This window comes from Gemella sp. 27098_8_149, from assembly GCF_041433745.1.
Taxonomy (GTDB): Bacteria; Bacillota; Bacilli; order Staphylococcales; family Gemellaceae; genus Gemella.
In genome coordinates this window covers 90,056-108,731 of record NZ_JAPWCB010000003.1, presented here as the reverse complement: position 1 = coordinate 108,731, position 18,676 = coordinate 90,056, and the positions used below count along the sequence as shown (strand labels likewise).

13 protein-coding genes are annotated in these 18,676 nt (G+C 30.2%); 12 read left to right on the top strand and 1 reads right to left on the bottom strand.

From position 1 onward, the window contains the following. Positions 1 to 72: 72 nt before the first annotated feature. The 4 genes from O3801_RS02540 to O3801_RS02525 are packed head-to-tail and all read left to right on the top strand — an operon-like array spanning position 73 to position 4,035. Positions 73 to 1,815, top strand: a complete 1,743-nt coding sequence (locus O3801_RS02540) for a 2-oxoacid:acceptor oxidoreductase subunit alpha (RefSeq protein WP_371453984.1) — start codon at positions 73 to 75, stop codon at positions 1,813 to 1,815. A 1-nt stretch (position 1,816) separates the two neighbouring features. Then, positions 1,817 to 2,689, top strand: a complete 873-nt coding sequence (locus tag O3801_RS02535; protein ID WP_371453983.1) for a 2-oxoacid:ferredoxin oxidoreductase subunit beta — start codon at positions 1,817 to 1,819, stop codon at positions 2,687 to 2,689. Between the two features lie 10 nt (positions 2,690 to 2,699). Further along, on the top strand, positions 2,700 to 2,969 hold the full coding sequence (locus O3801_RS02530; RefSeq protein WP_371453982.1) for a hypothetical protein: 270 nt from the start codon (positions 2,700 to 2,702) through the stop codon (positions 2,967 to 2,969). 4 nt (positions 2,970 to 2,973) lie between these two features. Continuing rightward, entirely contained in the window at positions 2,974 to 4,035 is a 1,062-nt protein-coding gene (locus O3801_RS02525; RefSeq protein ID WP_371453981.1) for a M42 family metallopeptidase, read from the top strand. 40 nt (positions 4,036 to 4,075) lie between these two features. Here the strand turns inward: O3801_RS02525 and O3801_RS02520 are convergent, their stop codons facing one another. Continuing rightward, a complete protein-coding gene (locus O3801_RS02520) occupies positions 4,076 to 5,359 on the bottom strand; it encodes an FtsW/RodA/SpoVE family cell cycle protein (protein ID WP_371453980.1) in 1,284 nt (427 codons plus the stop codon). Positions 5,360 to 5,608: 249 nt separating this feature from the next. On the opposite strand from O3801_RS02520, the gene O3801_RS02515 reads away from it, so the two are divergent. The 8 genes from O3801_RS02515 (at position 5,609) to mutL (ending at position 18,674) form a co-directional block, all read left to right on the top strand. Beyond that, positions 5,609 to 7,231 carry an LPXTG cell wall anchor domain-containing protein gene (locus O3801_RS02515; protein ID WP_371453979.1) on the top strand — a complete coding sequence of 541 codons (1,623 nt, stop codon included), beginning with the start codon at positions 5,609 to 5,611 and terminating at the stop codon, positions 7,229 to 7,231. 217 nt (positions 7,232 to 7,448) lie between these two features. Then, positions 7,449 to 9,104 (top strand): hypothetical protein, encoded by a 1,656-nt coding sequence (locus O3801_RS02510; RefSeq protein ID WP_371453978.1) that lies wholly within the window; start codon positions 7,449 to 7,451, stop codon positions 9,102 to 9,104. Between the two features lie 959 nt (positions 9,105 to 10,063). After that, positions 10,064 to 10,990, top strand: a complete 927-nt coding sequence (locus O3801_RS02505; protein WP_371453977.1) for a helix-turn-helix domain-containing protein — start codon at positions 10,064 to 10,066, stop codon at positions 10,988 to 10,990. An 81-nt stretch (positions 10,991 to 11,071) separates the two neighbouring features. Continuing rightward, complete coding sequence (locus O3801_RS02500) at positions 11,072 to 11,998, top strand: helix-turn-helix domain-containing protein (RefSeq protein ID WP_371451868.1); 927 nt, start codon at positions 11,072 to 11,074, stop codon at positions 11,996 to 11,998. Between the two features lie 258 nt (positions 11,999 to 12,256). After that, a complete protein-coding gene (locus O3801_RS02495) occupies positions 12,257 to 12,532 on the top strand; it encodes a hypothetical protein (protein ID WP_371453976.1) in 276 nt (91 codons plus the stop codon). Between the two features lie 155 nt (positions 12,533 to 12,687). Then, entirely contained in the window at positions 12,688 to 13,617 is a 930-nt protein-coding gene (locus O3801_RS02490; RefSeq protein ID WP_371453975.1) for a helix-turn-helix domain-containing protein, read from the top strand. 165 nt (positions 13,618 to 13,782) lie between these two features. Next, positions 13,783 to 16,545: a DNA mismatch repair protein MutS gene (mutS, locus tag O3801_RS02485; RefSeq protein ID WP_371453974.1), complete on the top strand. Its 2,763-nt coding sequence runs from the start codon at positions 13,783 to 13,785 to the stop codon at positions 16,543 to 16,545. A 5-nt stretch (positions 16,546 to 16,550) separates the two neighbouring features. Beyond that, entirely contained in the window at positions 16,551 to 18,674 is a 2,124-nt protein-coding gene (mutL, locus tag O3801_RS02480; RefSeq protein WP_371453973.1) for a DNA mismatch repair endonuclease MutL, read from the top strand. Positions 18,675 to 18,676: the final 2 nt, after the last annotated feature.

Sequence of the window (18,676 nt, the reverse complement as noted above, 5' to 3'; positions counted from 1 at the left end):
TTAAATATGGTAAAATAAAGTATTGAGAAATCAACGATTAAATTTCTAATGAAAGAGATTAAAGGAGATTATATGATTAATAAATTAGGATGGAAAATTGGTGGAGAACAAGGTGAAGGGCTAGAAAGTACAGCCGAAATCTTCTCTACAGTAATAAATACACTAGGTTATCACATGTATTCTACAAGAGACTTCGCAAGTAGAATTAAAGGTGGACACAGTAATAGTAAAATTTGTATTTCAGAAGAAAGAATTAATGTTATTGACTATAAGACAGATATTCTTATAGCCTTTGACCAAGCTACATTAGATAGTTATATTCCAGAATTGGATGAAAACAGTATTATTATTGCGGATGCTAAAATTAAACCAGAAATTTCAGAAGAAATTAAAGGATTAGTTGCGGTATTCCCAATTACTGATATAGCAAAAGAGATTGCAAATCCAATTATTAAAAACATTATCACACTTGGGATTTGCTCAGCATTATTAGATATTGATTCAAAAATATTCTACGATATGATTGAAGCAAAATTCTCTAGTAAAGGTGAAGAAATCGTAAATATTAACATTCAAGCCTTCGATAAAGGTCGTGAAATCATGAATGAGTTCATGGCTGAAAATAATATTAATGATAGGTATTATCTAAAAAAATTAAATCCAACTCACAAAAATATGTGGTTAGTTGGTAACCATGCAGCGGGTCTTGGTGCACTAGCAGCAGGATGTAGAATGTATGCAGGATATCCAATTACACCGGCTACGGAAATTATGGAATATTTATTCGATAAACTTCCACTAGTAAATGGTGCATATATCCAAACAGAAGATGAGATTGCAGCGTTAGGTGTAGCTATTGGAGCGAACTTCGCAGGTGTTCGTGCTATGACAGCCACTTCAGGACCTGGTATTTCATTAATGACTGAGTTCTTAGGTATGGCAGCGATGGCAGAGCAACCAGTTGTTATAGTCGACGTTCAAAGGGGTGGACCTTCTTCAGGGCTTCCGACAAAAACTGAACAATCAGATATTTTCCACGCAGTTTATGGTGGAACAGGAGATGCTTCTCGTATTGTATTAGCACCAACATCTGTAGAAGATTGTTTCTATACTATGATTGATGCATTCAATATGGCAGAAAAATATCAAACACCCGTTATTGTCTTAATGGACTTACAATTAGGTATGAACAAATCTACAGTACCTAACTTTGATTTTAGTAAGGTTCAAATCGATCGTGGAAATCTATTAAAACAAGAAGAAATCACAGAAGAAGATATTATTTACTTCAAACGTTATGCGACAGATGTATTAGTTTCAAACAGAACTATCCCAGGTCAAAAAGGTGGAATTCACAACGCGAACAGTTATGAACACTCTGTTGTAGGATTACCTTCTGAGGTTAAACGTAACACAGTACGTCAAAAAGAAAAACGTTCTAATAAGATTGAATCTGCATTAGTAGAAAAACCATTTATCTTAAACGAATATAACGATGAAAAAGATATTCTATTAGTAGGTGTAAATTCAACATATGGAGTTCTAAATAAAGCCGCTAAGCAATTACAAGAACAAGGTATGAAGATTGATACTATGCACATTCGTCAAATTTATCCAGTTGCTCAACCTATTCGTGATGCATTTGATAAATATAGAAAAATCTATATTGTCGAGCACAACCACAATAAACAGTTACGTACAGTAATAGCAAGTAAATATCACAATTCAGAAAAAATTGGTAGTTTACTGAAATATAATGGAGACATTTATTATACTCACGAACTTGTTGAACAATTACTAGAGGAGGAGAAATAGTTTGAAAGTAACATTAAAAGATTATAAAAACGATGTTAAGCCCGATTGGTGTGCCGGTTGTGGAGACTTCTCGGTACTTGCGGGTATAAATAGAGCTGTTGTAAATCTAGGGATTAAGCCTGAAAATGTTGTAATCTCAGCAGGGATTGGATGTTCTGGGAAAATTAGTGGATATACAAAAGCATATGGAGTTCAAGGATTACACGGACGTTCACTACCAATTGCTCAAGGGATAAAACTAGCTAACCAAGATCTAACAGTTTTCGCTATGGGTGGAGATGGTGATGGATATGCTATCGGAATTGGACATGCTGTTCACGCTATGAAACGTAACGTAAACATGACATACGTAGTAATGGATAACCAACTTTATGCCTTAACAAAAGGTCAAATGTCGCCTAAATCTGATGAAGGTTTAGTAACGACAACAACTCTAGAAGGTGTAATGGAAAAACCGTTATCAGCTATGAAAATTGCCTTATCTTGTGAAGTTACATTCTTAGCGCAAGCATTCACAGGTGATATGAAAGAAATGATGCAAATCTTCGAAGAAGCTGTTAATCATGATGGATTCTCACTAGTTAACGTGTTCAGCCCATGTAAAACATATAACTATAAAAATACACCAGCATGGTATAAAGAACACTTAACAAAACTTTCTGATATCGAAGGTTATGATAATACTAATAAATTAGAAGCGTATAGAGTCTTAGAAGAACATAATGACCTTGTAACAGGGGTAATCTACAAAAATGAGAAAAAACCTCATTACGAAGACACTTTACGTAATTATAAACGAGATGAACCTATTGCTCATCAAAACCTAGAACTTAGTGAGGAATTATTTAACTCGTTATGTGATGAATTCAGATAAGAGGTAAAATATGAAATTAAAAAGAATATTATTGCCATTAGCTGCAGTTTATGTAGGATATCGTGTTTATCAAAAAACAGAAGAACAAGAATTAAATAATGACCACATAGACAGGTGTAGAAATAAATTAATCGCATTAGGTTACGATGTTATAGATAGCTATACGCTAAACTTAAAAGAAAACTCATATTTAATGTTCTATTTTGACAATAACAATATCGAATATGAAGTACGTTATGATAAAGAAAGTGAAACAATAGAGTACATAAAAGAGGTATAAGAAAATGAGTAAATCAATAGAAAGATTCAGAGAATTAACAATGTTAGACGGAACATCAGGATTTGAAAGTGAAATTTCAAAATATTTAGAAGAAAATTTATCTAAATATGCTGATGAGATTAAGTTCGATAATCTTGGTGGAATCTATGCTATTAAAAAGTCTAAAAAAGAAAATGCTAAAACAGTTATGATTTCAGCTCATATGGATGAAGTTGGATTTATCGTAACTAAAGTATTACCAAATGGTATGCTTAAATTTGAAACACTTGGTGGTTTTAGGGAAGATGTTCTTTTAGCTCAAACTTACACAGTAACTTCATATGAAGGGAAAAAATTCACTGGAGTAATAGGTTCAATTCCTAAACACTTCACTGCAGGAGTAGCGCAAAATGTAAAAATTAGCGATATGACTATAGATGTAGGTGCAGCTTCAAGAGAAGAAGCTTTAGAAATGGGAATTCGCGAAGGTGCATTTGTTACACCAAAAACAACATTCGAACAACTTACTGAAAACAGATTTATGAGTAAAGCTGTTGATAACCGTTACGGATGTGTAATTATTACAGAAATCTTAGAAGAATTTTCTGATAAAGAATTAGACTTCAACCTAGTAGTTTGTGCTACTGTTCAAGAAGAAGTAGGTCTTCGTGGAGCAACTGTGGCAGCAAATATGATTAAACCTGATGTATGTTTCGTTGTAGACTGTAGTCCGGCAAACGATATGGATGGAAAAGAAACTAGTAACGGACGCTTAGGAGAAGGATTCTTAGTAAGATTAGTTGATAGAACTATGGTACTTCGTGCTAACATGAGAGAAAAAATCGTTGCACTTGCTGAAGAAAATGGAATTAAATACCAATACTTCACTTCACCAGGAGGAACAGATGCGGGTAATATTCACCAAGCATTAAATGGTATTCCAACAACTGTAATCGGTATTTGTGCACGTTATATTCATACTCATAATGCAGTATTCGATATCCGTGATTACTACGCAGCTAAATCAATTTTAGGAAAATTATTAGAAACTATTGATGATAAATTCATTGAAGATGTAAGAAAATAAAACGAAAAATGAGGATAGAAAAAATTTCTATCCTCATTTTTTATCTTTTTCTTTTGCTTCTTCGATATTGTTGAGGTTCTTCCTCATAATAGTTATTGTTGTTATTCTCGTATATAGGATCTAAAGGATGAGAATCATCAATATATTGATCTTCATCATATTCTTCTTCGTAGTTTTCGTAATATTCATCTTCCAAATATTCTTCGTGAATCGTAGCGTTTATTTTAACGATTATTCCGAAGAGAATACTGTTGGCTATTAATGAACTTCCACCATAACTTATAAATGGCATACTTATACCAATTACAGGAATAATACTAAGTGTTGAAAAAATATTGATGAAGAATGAGAAGCAAAAACTACAAATAGCTAATAAAATAAAGTAATAGCTGTAGTTACCTTGTTCACATTTTTTCATTATATTGAATAATCTTAGTATGAATATAAAGAATATAGTTAAGAAGATTGCCGCACCGATAAATCCAAAGTTTTTAGCAACTATAGAAAAGATAAAATCATTAAATTGTTCATCTATATAGTTTTTATTTTTAGCAAATGTACCAGTAAGTCCACCTAATTTAATCTCACTAAGAACTTGAGTGATTTGGTAAGAGTAATCTAGCTTGTAAGCTTCAGGATTTAACCATGAAAGGATACGATTAAGCTGATAAGATTTTAATCCAACTAGACTTAGAAGTCTTGGGAAATATAAGGCAGCAAGAATAATAATTGCTAGACCAGCTATAACTACAGAGTAAATTCTGAATAATGTCTTCCCTTTATTACAGACTAAAAATACTAAACCTAAGAATAAAAAGATGAAAAATAAGCCATTACCTAAGTCATTTTCTTTAGCGACCAATACGAAGGGTATTGAAATTATTAATGCTATTTTTAAAAGTTTTACAGTATCTGTATTATCTTTGAAACTCTTTTCTTTAATCAACATACTAATCATAGCTACTGTGGCTATTTTACCAAATTCTGAAGGTTGTAAAGTGAGTAGTCCAAGATTGTACCAGCTACGTGCACCATTTACGATAGGAGCATAATTATTAGGTACTAAGAATATCCCAACCAAAAGAACTAGTGCGAATATATAGAATGCTATAGAGAATTTTTCTATATAATCTATTGGTATTTTTTGAAGTAAATATATTATTCCAAGACCAATTAAATAGAAAACAAATTGCTTAAGGAATAATGTAGGTGTTTTATTGTTATTATATTCAGCTAGTAATATAAATAATAAACTAGAAAAACTAAATATAAAATAAAAAATTAATATTGATAAATTTGTTTTATTTTTTATGAAATTTAACATAAGTCAACTCCTTTGTTGTAATTATACAATATTGAAAGAATATACGCAACTTATGAGGTGGTTTGAGTGATTTTATGAGGTCAAATAATAGGTTACAGATTTGTAACTTTTTCTTAAATTCAAGGTTGTTAAAACAGAGAAATATACAATTTTGTAATATTTTATAATTTTTCTAAGTAATTATAGTAAAATATACTTGTCTTATTATATTAATATTTATGATAAATTAGATAGAAGGAGAAATTATTAATGAAGAAAAATACAAAAACAACACTTAAAGTGCTATCAGGGATAGCTTTAGCAGGGACTGTAGCAGTATTAACAGATAGTAATGCTGATGCTAAAACTTATAAACCAGAAGTAAGATATCAAGATGGAAAATACTTCGTAAAAACTTCTGATCCAGCAACAAAAGGTAAACTAATGGCTTTTTCTGTTAAAAAACCAAATTCAGATGAATTTTTACGTATCTCAGACGAAGTAAATTATAATAATCAAGAAGTTGTAATTAAAAAAGGATTCGATGAACAGTTTGAAGGAGAAATCTCAGACAATACGCTTGTTGCTATTCAGGACCAAGAGAAAAGACCTAATGGATCTGAGGATGCTATAGATAATCCAGCAGAACTTGCGAAATACAAACAAGAAGAAAAAGAATTTTTTGCCGAAGCAAAAGCTAGTGGAGTTACATTTAAGGATGCAATGAAGAAAGAAGACAAACCGAAAGAAGAGGCAAAACCGGCAACTACTTCAACAATAGCAGAACGTTTCATTGATTCTTTAACAGGAGAAGTGACACCTGAAGGGAAACTTGTTTATACGATTAAAAGCAAAGAGCCTTTAAGTGGTGATGTTGCTTTACGAATATATAATGATAGAAATGGTAAAACTGATAATCATTTACATTTTAATAAAACAGATGATAACACATATGTTGGAGAATATAGTATTAGTAATCTGCAAAAAGGAGTTTATAAACCATATGAGCTAAGTTTTACAGATTCTACCAATAAGGCCCATATTTTAAATAGTTTTGATTTAATACCATTTCAGGATAAATCGAAGGTAGCTGTTGGAGAAGCAATGGAAGAACCAATTAATAGGCCACAATTACAAGGAAAGAAAATTGGAGTGTTTGCAAATTATAAAAAGGTAAAAAGAGGAACAGTAGTAAAATATACTTTAAAAATAGCAAACGATAAATTAAAAGATAACGATTATCTTCTTTTACATAAGGAAGGACAATTTGATCATGTTAATGCATCTGGAAATCATTTATATGATATTAATGGTAACAGGATAGTATATATAGAAACAGATCGCTTAGATCCTGGTATCTATAATGTATTTGGCTTTGAGGGTAACAGCGATTATAAATTAGAAGATATTTATAATGAAGATGGTTGGTTTGAAGTAGGAAATGAAGATGTTCGTCGTGAGGGACCAGCTGTTAGTGATACAGTTCCAACTACTAAACCAGATGAGACACCAAAACCAACTCCGGAGCCACAACCAGAGAAACCAAGTGAAACACCAAAACCGACTCCGGAGCCACAACCAAAGAAAGATGAAACGCCAAAACCAGGTAAAGAAGAAACATTAAAACCAAGTGAAACACCGAAAGGTGATAAAAAAGAAACGACAAAATCTGAAAAAGACTACAGTTCGAAGCCATTTGCTCAAGGACAAAAAGCAAAAGAAGATTCAACTGAAGTAAAATCTGAAGGTGGAGAAGTAGCTACAAAACCTGTGAGTAACAGAAAAGAAGGGAAAGCATTACCTAACACAGGATTACAAACAACTTCTTATGGATTCTTAGCAGCAATCGTAGGATTATTCGGGGCTGTAGCTTTAAGAAGAAAAAATAAATAATTTAGCTATAGATAGACTACAGACAATGTGTTTGTGGTTTATCTTTTTTATAAGTTTAAGGTTACAGATTTGTAACTTTCGCAAAGAAAAATACAATAAATATGATAGAAATATCCAATTTTGTAACGTTTTATAATTTATATAAGTATTTATAGTAAAATATAATTGTCTTATTATATTGACATTTTAGTTATTATTTTAAAAAGGAGAACAATAGATGAAGAAAAAATTATTAACAAGTGCAGCAATTGCATCGTTTTTAACTGCAGCTGGTGTAGTAATACCTCAAACAGATATTTTTGCAGTGGATACACCAAATACACCACACCCAAGTACACTTTCAAATGAACAGCCAAGTGAAAATACAAATTCAACAGAAAATAACGGTCTAGTTAAAGAATGGAATAAAATATATGATAAAAAAAAGGTTGATAGTTTTGCTGATTATTGGATAGAAAGTATCACAAGAGATAAAAACTATCTTACAATAAAAACTAAAGATCATAATAGTGTTGATTATGTACATTATGTTGACGCTGAAAAGATTCCTACGCAATGGGATGCTCCAGGAGCACATATGTTAAACGCTACTAAAATTGCCGATGATTTATATCGAGTAGATACAAATGAACTTGTTAAAGGAGAAAACGAAAATAAGAAGTTTATTTTGAATGCAATAAGTTTAGTACCAGATTATTCTGATGATAAAAATAATTATACAACTCAAAATAGTAATATACTTAAAAAATATAAGGATAGTAATGGAAATATTAAGGAATCTTTTGCATACGCTGCAGTAGAAGAATTAGATTTTAAAGATTTACATAAGTATGCTGATATAACACGAGTTGTAGGACCTAAAGCAACCGTAGAAAATAAACAAAAGTCACCAGAAGTAGGAGATAAAGATTATGTAGTTTATACGGATAAATCTCAAGTTGAATTAAATGGTACTATTAAAACTACTATAAAATATAAACCAGGAGTGAAAAAATACTCTGATGTGTTAATTGAAAAATATGTAGGAAAAACAAGTGATGGAAAGCTAGGATTCGAAAATATTTATGGTTATATTTCTAAAGACTTTGTAATCAGTTTTGCTAATGATAAAGACGATAAGGATGATAAGGAACTAAATCTTCCAGGTTGGTATTCAATGGATAGTGAAGGAAATGATGTATTTTATACATGGTTAAAAGGAATGGCTCCTGGTCATTATCATATTACAAAATTATTTGGATTAGATTTAACAAAAGGTAACTTAGATAATTCAGAATTTACTATTGGTGAAAATGAGAAATTTGTTTATAGAACAGAAAGTGATTCAACTAAACCAAAAGATAGTAACCCAATTATAGAATCTACACCAACATCAAAACCAGGTGAAACACCAAAACCAAGTGAGACACCAAAACCAGGTGAAACACCTAAATCAAGTGAGACACCAAAACCAGCCGAAACATCGAAACCAAGTGAGACACCAAAACCAAGCGAGACACCAAAACCTGATGAAACACCAAAACCGGATGAAACGTCAAAACCAGGAAAAGAGGAAATATTAAAACCAGGTGAAGCGCCAAAACCAGGAATAGAAGAGACATTAAAACCAAGTGAAACACCGAAAGGTGATAAAAAAGAAGAGACAAAATCTGAAAAAGATAACAGTTGGAACCCATTTGCTCAAGGACAAAAAGTAAAAGAAGGTTCAACTGAAGTGAAATCTGAAGGTGGAGAAGCAGCTGTTAAATCTGTAAGTAACAGAAAAGAAGGTAAAGCTTTACCAAACACAGGATTACAAACAACTTCATATGGATTCTTAGCGGCAATCGTAGGATTATTTGGAGCTGTAGCTTTAAGAAGAAAAAATAGATAATATTTAATATTATTTTTAATAGACTATAGAGCATTAATTGTTCTGTAGTCTATTTTTTGTTAATGAGGTTATTGCTTTGTAGATTTAGTATTAAGTAGTTACAGATTTGTAATTTTTCACCTTAATATGATATAAAAATGATGAAAATCATCAAATTTGTAATATTATATTAGTTAGTTTAGCAATTAATGTAAAATAAAATATAAAGATCAAGAAAAGAAGAAAGCCTAAGGTCGATGAATATCTATGAATAACAAATCTGAATATGGGAAAATATTTAAAAGCTGTGTTTAGAGTGAGAATTAAGACTAAAAGAAGTGGCAGGAGATATTATTTTTACGCAAAGATTAAGATGTTTCGAAGCTGATGAAACGAGTATTTTATTAGTTGTTTTTAAAAAATTGATATTGTAATGAGGCGGAAGAGGCATGTAGAAAAATGGTAGAAATTTTAGATTCAATAGATATTACCTTGAGTCATATTAAACCAACATTTGCTGTTCATACTTATATATTACTTGCCTAGATTAAACTTACCCAAAATCAAGTTGAAGTCGTAGAATTGGTAAATAAATGCATTCGTCAAATAGATGCATCAATAGATTTATATAATAGTAAAAAAGAAATAAATAATAGGAAAGATTATGTTGAGAGTTTTTATGAACTAAACAAAACGGGGTTTGAGTTTGATTTTTAAAAGTAGTATAAATAGGTGTAACTCTAGATTTCTATTAAAATCTTTAAAATCTGCTACGAATGGTGTTTTATGTCTAATTTGATATTGATAGTTACTTTTAAAAATACTTTATGATAAAATATAAGTATATTATGATTTTACGAAGGTATTATAATAATCAACTTAGAGATCTAATCCAAATATTATACGAGTGAAATACTATATTTATAAATATATTGATTGTTTAGCGTTTAATTAATATTTAGTTTAACTAGGAGAAAAGAATGAGCGAAAAAAATATGCATGGAAGAATTTTTAAAAAGCTAAGAGAGGAAAGAGGTTATAAACTAAAAGATGTTGCAGGAGATGTTATTTCTACAAGAACATTAACACGTTTTGAGGCAGATGAAACAAGTGTTTCAGTAGTAGTTTTTGAAAAATTATTAAAAAATTGTGATTTGGATTCAGTTGACTATTTAATATATTATGTCAAGAATACTGAAATAGAAACTACGGAGTTTGCAAAAAGAATGCAGGGGTATATAGAATCTGGTTCTTCAGTAGAGATAGTAAATGAATGTATGAAAGAATTAAAAAAGAGTGATATTAAATTTGCTGTAAGGTTAGATATTTTAAATTTCATGCAACTAATAGAATGGAATGGTAGAAGTGAATTATTTGAAGAAAACAAAAGAATAATTAAGGAGAAGATAGAGTCAACGAGTAAATTGGGATGGAGTGAGATACACGGACTCATAAATCTAATAAACTCAGCCTCAAGTGAGGATTATTCATGTGAGTATATTGATAGAGTTATTGAGGACTGTTTCCAAAATATTTATGATGGAAATTATCCGAATAGTTTATTTAATGGGGCATACGGTATGTTATTAATCTCTTCGTTATCATTTTTATCAAGAAATGGATACTATGAATTAGTGGAAAAGCAATGTAAAGAAACACTTATTAATTTTAATAAACTATCATCCTTATATGATAGATCAAAATATTATATTGATGTTACAGAAATATTAGCTATGGTATATTTAAGTCAAAATAAAGAAGAAGGTATAGAGATTGCAAATAAAGTACTAAAATATCGTAATACACTTGCAGAAAGTATTAATAATCCCTTATATAAACAGAAAAGAGATATTAGTTATGAAAAATTTTGTGAAGTAAATAAAACCGGTATTGATTTTGAATTTTAGTGTATAATTAATTAGAATAAACCGTTAAAATATACGAAGAGATATTAAAAAATAAAAGTATTTTAAATATGGAGAAGAAAAATGGAGAAGAAAAATAAACATGGAAGTATTTTTAAAAAATTAAGGGAGGAAAGAGGATATAAGTCAAAGGACGTTGCAGGTGATGTTATATCTACAAGAACATTAACTCGTTTCGAGGCAGATGAAACAAGCCTACCTATCGCTACATTTGAAAAATTATTAGAAAATTGTGGTATACTTCCTATAGATTATTTAGCATATTATAATAATTATATCGAAGATGAGAATACTGAATTTTCAAGAAGAATGGATAAATATCTGCAATCAGGTTTTACAGCAAAGGTAATAAATGAATGTAAAAGAGAGCTGAAAAAGAAGGGAATTGATTTTGTAAGAAGGATATATATATTATTATTCATGATTATTTTAAATCATAGAGATGATAGTGAGTTTTTTGATGAAAATAAAAGAATAATTAAAGAAAAAATAGAGTCAACGAATAAATTAGGATGCAATGAATTGGGTTTGCTGGCTATATTAATAGATATATCTTCACGAGAAGACTTTACTGTTGAGTATATTGATAGGATAATTGAAGAATGTATACATAATATTTCTACCATAGATTATCTGAGTAAATCTATATCTTTTGGGTATTGTGGGTTATTATTAGCCTTGTTAAAATTTTTATCAAGAAATGGTTACTATAGCATAGGTGAAAAGCGATGCAAAGAAGTGCTTAATTATTTAGAAAAACATCCACAGTTATTTAATTATGAGCATTTTTATTTTAAAGTTATTGGATTATTGGCAATGATATATTTGCATCAAAATAAAATAGAAGGTGTAGAACTTGCGAATAAGATGTTAAAATATAAGAATGTGGAAGTAGAAATTATAGATGACCCTTCTGTTAAAGTGATGGCTGATATTGATTATAAGGTTTTATGTAAAGCTAATAAAACAGGTATTGATTTTGAATTTTAAACGTTATATGATATAGATATAATGTATCAGGAGAGTATTTAAGATGATTAATTTTTCTTAAATACTTTTTTTTGTTTGTTTTATGATGAAGTTCGTTTTTAGATAATATTAATCGGACAAATTTGTCTGATTATTTTTATTTAGCCCTTATTTTCAGCTATATTTATTTCGAATCGGACAATGTTTTCTGATTATGAAAAAAGTGCTTTAATCCGTGATAAAATAAGCATACGATAACTTATAGAAATGGAGATGCTTATGAAAAATAGAAATCAACACTTATTAAATGAGAGACAATGTGGCTTAAGTATGTATCTATTTGGATTAAGCATACTAGGGGAATTATCTGATAACTTTACAAAGGAGAGTAAATTCATAGAAGATCAAGATGAAACTATACAAAGTGTTGTAAATGGTATTTCAAAGGTAACAACACTAAAATGTAACAAGATCCATAGTGACAAAAATGACCTTGTTGATTATAAGAAAAAAGAGATCTCGACTGTAGTAGGATTATTGTCGGTGTTTAATTAGTCGAATTTATCAAATTTGTAAGTTTTCGATGTATTCTAGTATAAAAATGATGAGAAATTATCAATTTTGTAATATTTTAATAGTAAATTTTGTAATTATTGTAAAATAGTATTATAGGTAAAGGATTGAAAGAAAATATTGGGTGGAGGAAATTTATGACAAATAAATCAATTCATGGGAAGGTGTTTAAAGAATTACGACTTGAACGTGGAGTCAAATTAAAGGATGCAGCTGGAGAAGTGATTTCTGCACAAACACTAAGAAGATTTGAAGCGGATGAGACGAGTGTTTCGCTTGTAGTATTTGAAAAACTGCTTGGAAGTCTTGGGATAGGCTATATTGAATATTTAACAGAATTACTTCCTAGATTAGAGTCTGATTATAAGGAATTGACAATTGATGTACTAAAATTTGCTAGAGTTGGTAACTATTCTGGAATGATGACTCATCTAGTTAGAAAATTAAAGGATGAGAAAATCACCTTATCCGAGAGATTATTTATAGCTGTTATGATTACTGGATATTCAGGGATACTTCCAGAAAAATTTAAAGAAAATAACAAGATTCTTTTAAAGTATTTCCAAGGGATTGAAATGCTAAGCTTGAATGAAAAAGCAGCTCTAAATGGGATAATTACTACTAGTAGTACAAAAGAGATACCGTTAGAATTTGTAAGAAGGACTATAGCGGACAGTCTAAGTTATAATCCAGATGTTGAAGGGATAAATATTATATCAACTATTATTTCATTTAGAATTTTACATAGCAGTATTGGATTTCTGCTAAGAAGTGGAAATTGTAATGAAGCAGAGGAAATATGTAAAAAAGTAATCGAAATACTAGATTTAATAGATATTACATTAAGTCATATTAAACCAACATTTGCTGTTCATACATACATACTACTTGCTCAGATAAAACTTGCTCAAAATAAAGTTGAAGGTGTAGAGTTAGCCAATAAATGTATTAGACAAATCGATGCCTCTATAGACTTATATAATAGCACTAAAGAAATAAATAACAGAAAAGATTATGTTGAGAGATTCTATGAATTAAATAAAACAGGAGTCGAATTTGATTTCTAAATGAATGTTAAATATTTAAAGAGTTACGTTAGTAAGCCGTGATTTACTAGCTAACTCTTTTTTATATGTTTTACCACATGTCACACTACTAAAAAATAACGATTTATGCTAAAATTATATATGTTATAAATACATGGAAGAAATAAAGAGAAAGGAACTTTTGAGATGAAATATACTCCAATGATAGAACAATATCTGAAGATAAAAAAAGATTATCAGGACATGTTTTTATTTTACCGTCTTGGTGATTTTTATGAGATGTTCTTTGAAGATGCGACTAGAGCGTCAAAAATATTAGAAATAACCTTAACTGCTCGTGATGGAGGAGCTGAAAAAATTCCTATGTGTGGAGTTCCATTTCATTCCTCAGCAACGTACATTGATACTTTAGTAAATAACGGATATAAAGTAGCTATCTGTGAACAAGTTTCAGAACCTGGTCAAGGGAAAATTGTAGAGCGTAAAGTAGTTCAAGTAATCACACCAGGAACTTATATGAACTATAAAAACTATGATGAGAATAATTACCTTGGTAGTGCATATGTGAAGGATAATAATATCTATTTCGCATTTTGTGATATTATGACAGGGGATAGCCGTTGTACTGTCCTAAAAACTATGGCTGATCTACAAGACGAAGTATTAAAAAATAATATTAAAGAAGTAATTAGCATAAAAGATCAAGAGTTGGATATTAGTGCTTATATTACTGAAGTTGAATTAACTAATGATATTACTAAGGAAAAGACGAGTAATCTTACTGACAACAATCTACGTGTAGCATGTGATGTTCTTTTAGACTATATTGAAAAAACTCAAAATAAAGATATTTCAAGCCTTAAAGATTTTGAAGTATATTTCAAAGATAAGTTTGTTTATATGACAAACTACTCATTAAAAAACTTAGAAGTTACTCAGAACATGGCTAATGGTGGTAAGAAGGGTTCTCTTCTTAGTATTGTGGATAAGACTTCAACAGCTGCGGGATCAAGAAAACTTAAAAAATGGTTAGAAAATCCATTACTAGATCTTAAAGAAATTAAAAAACGTCAGGAAATCGTAGAAGATTTTACTAAACATTATTTTGAAAAAGCTGATGTGAAAACTAGTTTGAAAGAAGTATATGACCTTGAGAGAATTTCCACAAAAGTTTCTTATAATATTGTAAGTCCTAAGGAATTATTGAATCTAAAGAAAACATTGGCTCAAATACCAGAAATTAAGAAATTGTTATTAGGATTTGAATCTAATAAATTAAAAGATATCGCAGAGAATATCGATGAATTAACAGATTTATACGACTATCTTGAAGCGACAATCCATGAAGAAGCTGGTCAAACTGTTAAAGAAGGAAATGTAATTAAATTAGGCTTTAATGAAGAGTTAGATAGTTATAAGAATGCTAGTAAAAATGGTAATAGAATTTTACTAGAAATTGAAGAACGTGAAAAAGAGAGAACTGGGGTTAAAAATCTAAAAGTTGGATACAATAAGATTTTCGGTTACTTTATCGAAGTATCTAAAGTAGGGCTTAAGACTATAGATCCAACAGAACTAGGTTATCATAGGAAACAAACACTTTCTAACTGTGAGAGATTCGTATCTGAAGAACTAAAAAAAGTTGAAGAACATATCGTGAATTCTAAGACAAAAATTGAAGAGTTAGAATTACAATTATTCCAAGAAGTTAAGACAAAGATTCATAATTATATAGTAAGATTACAGAGAGTTGCGAATACTTTAAGTGATATTGATGTGTTCGTTTCATTATCTGATGTAGCGGAAGAATATGGTTATGTAAAACCTGAATTTAATGATAATAATATTATTGATATTGTTGATGGTCGTCACCCGATTGTTGAGAGAAATGTGAGTGCTGATAGTTATATTAGTAATGATTGCAAAGTAGACAAAGATAATAATATCTTGCTTATTACAGGGCCGAATATGTCTGGTAAATCTACTTATATGAGACAGCTTGCTCTTATAGTGATTCTTGCACAAATCGGGTCATTTGTTCCAGCGACTTCTGCGAATTTACCGATTTTCGATAAAATATTTACGAGAATAGGTGCGAGTGATGATCTTGCTGGTGGTAAATCAACGTTTATGGTTGAGATGATTGAGGCGAAGAATGCTTTAGTCGAATCTACTAAAAATTCATTATTAATTTTTGATGAAATTGGTCGTGGAACATCGACTTATGATGGTATCGCCTTAGCTCAATCGATATTAGAATACATTAATAATACAATTAAATGTAAAACATTATTCTCAACTCACTATCATGAGCTTACAAAGTTAGAAAATATTACCCAGGGAATAAAGAATATCCATGTTTCTGCAAAAGAAGATCATGGGAAATTAATTTTCTTATACAAAATTAATGAAGGGCCTATCGAGAAGAGTTATGGTATTCATGTAGCTCAACTTGCTCATCTACCAGAAGATGTTATCGTAGGTGCTAATAAAATATTAAGAGAATTAGAAAGTGGGAATAAGGGTAGTGAGGACCTTGTTGATAATGCTAGATATAATAAGGTATTATTAAATGAAACTTCATCACAAGAATCTGAAGAAAAACTAAGAGAAAAAATACGTCAAGAACTTGAACAAGAATACAGCAGTCGAGTAGTTAAAGAAGAAGTTGTAAAAATAGACGAGGAAGCTTTAAGACAACAACTTCGTTCTGAATTAGAAAAAGAACTTAAAGAAGAGTTAGAGAAAACTATTAGAAAACAATTAAAAGCCGAAGAGAAATCAAAGAAAAATTATGCGAAATTACAATTGGATTTCGATGGTGATAATGAAAAATTTGATGAAATCAAAAAACAATTAGAGGGTGTAAACTTTTTAGAAACAACACCAATGCAAGCTTTCAATCTTCTTTATGAATTACAGAGAAAAATAAGTGAGGATGTGAAATAAATTAAATGGGAAAAATAAATATATTATCTGCAGAATTATCAAATAAAATAGCGGCGGGAGAAGTAGTTGAAAGACCTTCTTCTGTTGTTAAAGAGCTTGTAGAAAACTCTATCGATGCAGGAAGTACAAATATTAAAGTTATAATCAAGGAATTTGGTATTCAACAAATTAGAATTATTGACAATGGAAGTGGTATTTCTAATGATGATTTGGCACGTGCATTTTTACGTCATGCGACTAGTAAAATAAGTGCTGACTATGATTTATTTCACATAGAAACGCTAGGTTTTAGAGGTGAGGCGCTAGCGAGTATTTCATCTGTGAGTAAGGTAACGATAAAAAGTTGTGCAGGAGAAGCGCAAGGGAAGATGCTAGTTCTTGAAGGTGGAAAAGTAGTTTCTGAGGAATATTACGCACCTATTAAGGGGACTGATCTAAGTGTAGAAAATTTATTCTACAATACACCAGCAAGGCTGAAATATCTGCGTAATCCACATACAGAACAAGCTAATATTACTAATATTATTCATAAGTTTTCCCTATCTTATCCTAATGTAGCTTTTGAACTGCATGTAGATGGTAAGATTACTTTTAAAACTTATGGTGATGGTGATGTTCATAAGATTTTATCTAAGATCTATAATATGGGCGTTGCTAGAAATATGATTGAATTTAGTGGTAATAATGATGATTACAAAGTATTTGGTTATATCTCTGTACCAGAAGAGACGAGAGCTAGTAAGAACTATATAAATATTTTTATCAATGGGCGTTATATTAAAAACTACGGAATTCAAAATGCTATAATCGATGCTTACGGAACATTATTAATGATAAATAGGTATCCATTATGTGTTATTAATATAGAGATGGATCCGATTTTATTAGATGTTAACGTTCATCCAACTAAGCAAGAAGTGAGATTATCGAAAGAAGCGGAATTAATACGACTAATCAAAGAAGTTATCGCTGAAAGATTAAGTAATTATACATATATTCCGCAAGGAATGAATAATGTTCTTACGAAAAAAGAAAAAGCGAAAATTGAGAAAATAAATTTCTTAGATGAACTTGATAATAAGTTTGGAGATGTAGAAGATAACGTTATTTTTTCAGAAGAGAAGAAAGAACCTAAAGTAGATGTAGAAGTTGAACGTAGTTTTTCTGATAATCAAGAAGAATCTACAAGTCATGTTGTTCAAGAAGATGAATTTCTTTTTGGAGGAGATTTGTTAACTAATTCTGATGAAGAAAAAATACTAGTGCAAAGTAAAGAAAATACGTATGTTCAAAGAAACAAAACTCAGAAAATTAAGAGTGACTTACCAGATTTAAGTTATAGTTCGCATCCTCGTGATAATAGAAATAAGTTCGGTGATAAGCCAACTAAAAAAGAGATAGAGAACTTTATGAATTTCTCTAAAAAAGTAGATAACTCGAGTTATGATGATAGAGCAGAAAAAGTAGTTTCTAATGTAGTAAAAGACGATAGTCATTTTAATGAAATTAAAGATGCGAAAATCGTTCAAGATAATGATACAAAAGTTAGAACTCTACCAGACTTAAAAGTATTGGCACAAATCTTTAAAACATATATCTTATCAGAAGCGGATAATAAGCTATTTCTAATAGATCAGCACGCTGCTGCAGAAAGATATAATTATGAGAAATTACAACGCGAATTTATAGAAAGAAAGAATTATAAGAAACAGATGTTAATACCGCTTATGTTTGATTTTTCTGTAGATGAAGCGGCTGAAGTTCGTAATAATTTAGAAAAATTTGAAGAACTTGGTATTGCATTTGAGGAGTTTGGAGATAATTCTTATGTTGTTCGTGAATTTCCTGGTTGGATAGAAGAAGACGAAGAACAAATGATAAAAATTATTGTTGAGAAAGTTCTAAGAAATAATAATATAACTTTCAACGAATTAAGAAATGATGCAATTGCTATGGCAAGTTGTAAAATGTCTATAAAAGCAAATCAAGTTCTTACAGATGTTGAGATGAATAAGGTTATTAGTGATCTTTATGAATGCAAGAATCCATTTACGTGTCCGCATGGCCGTCCGATAATCACAAAAATGGAGAAAAAAGATTTAGAAAAAATGTTTAAGCGTATAGTGTAGGA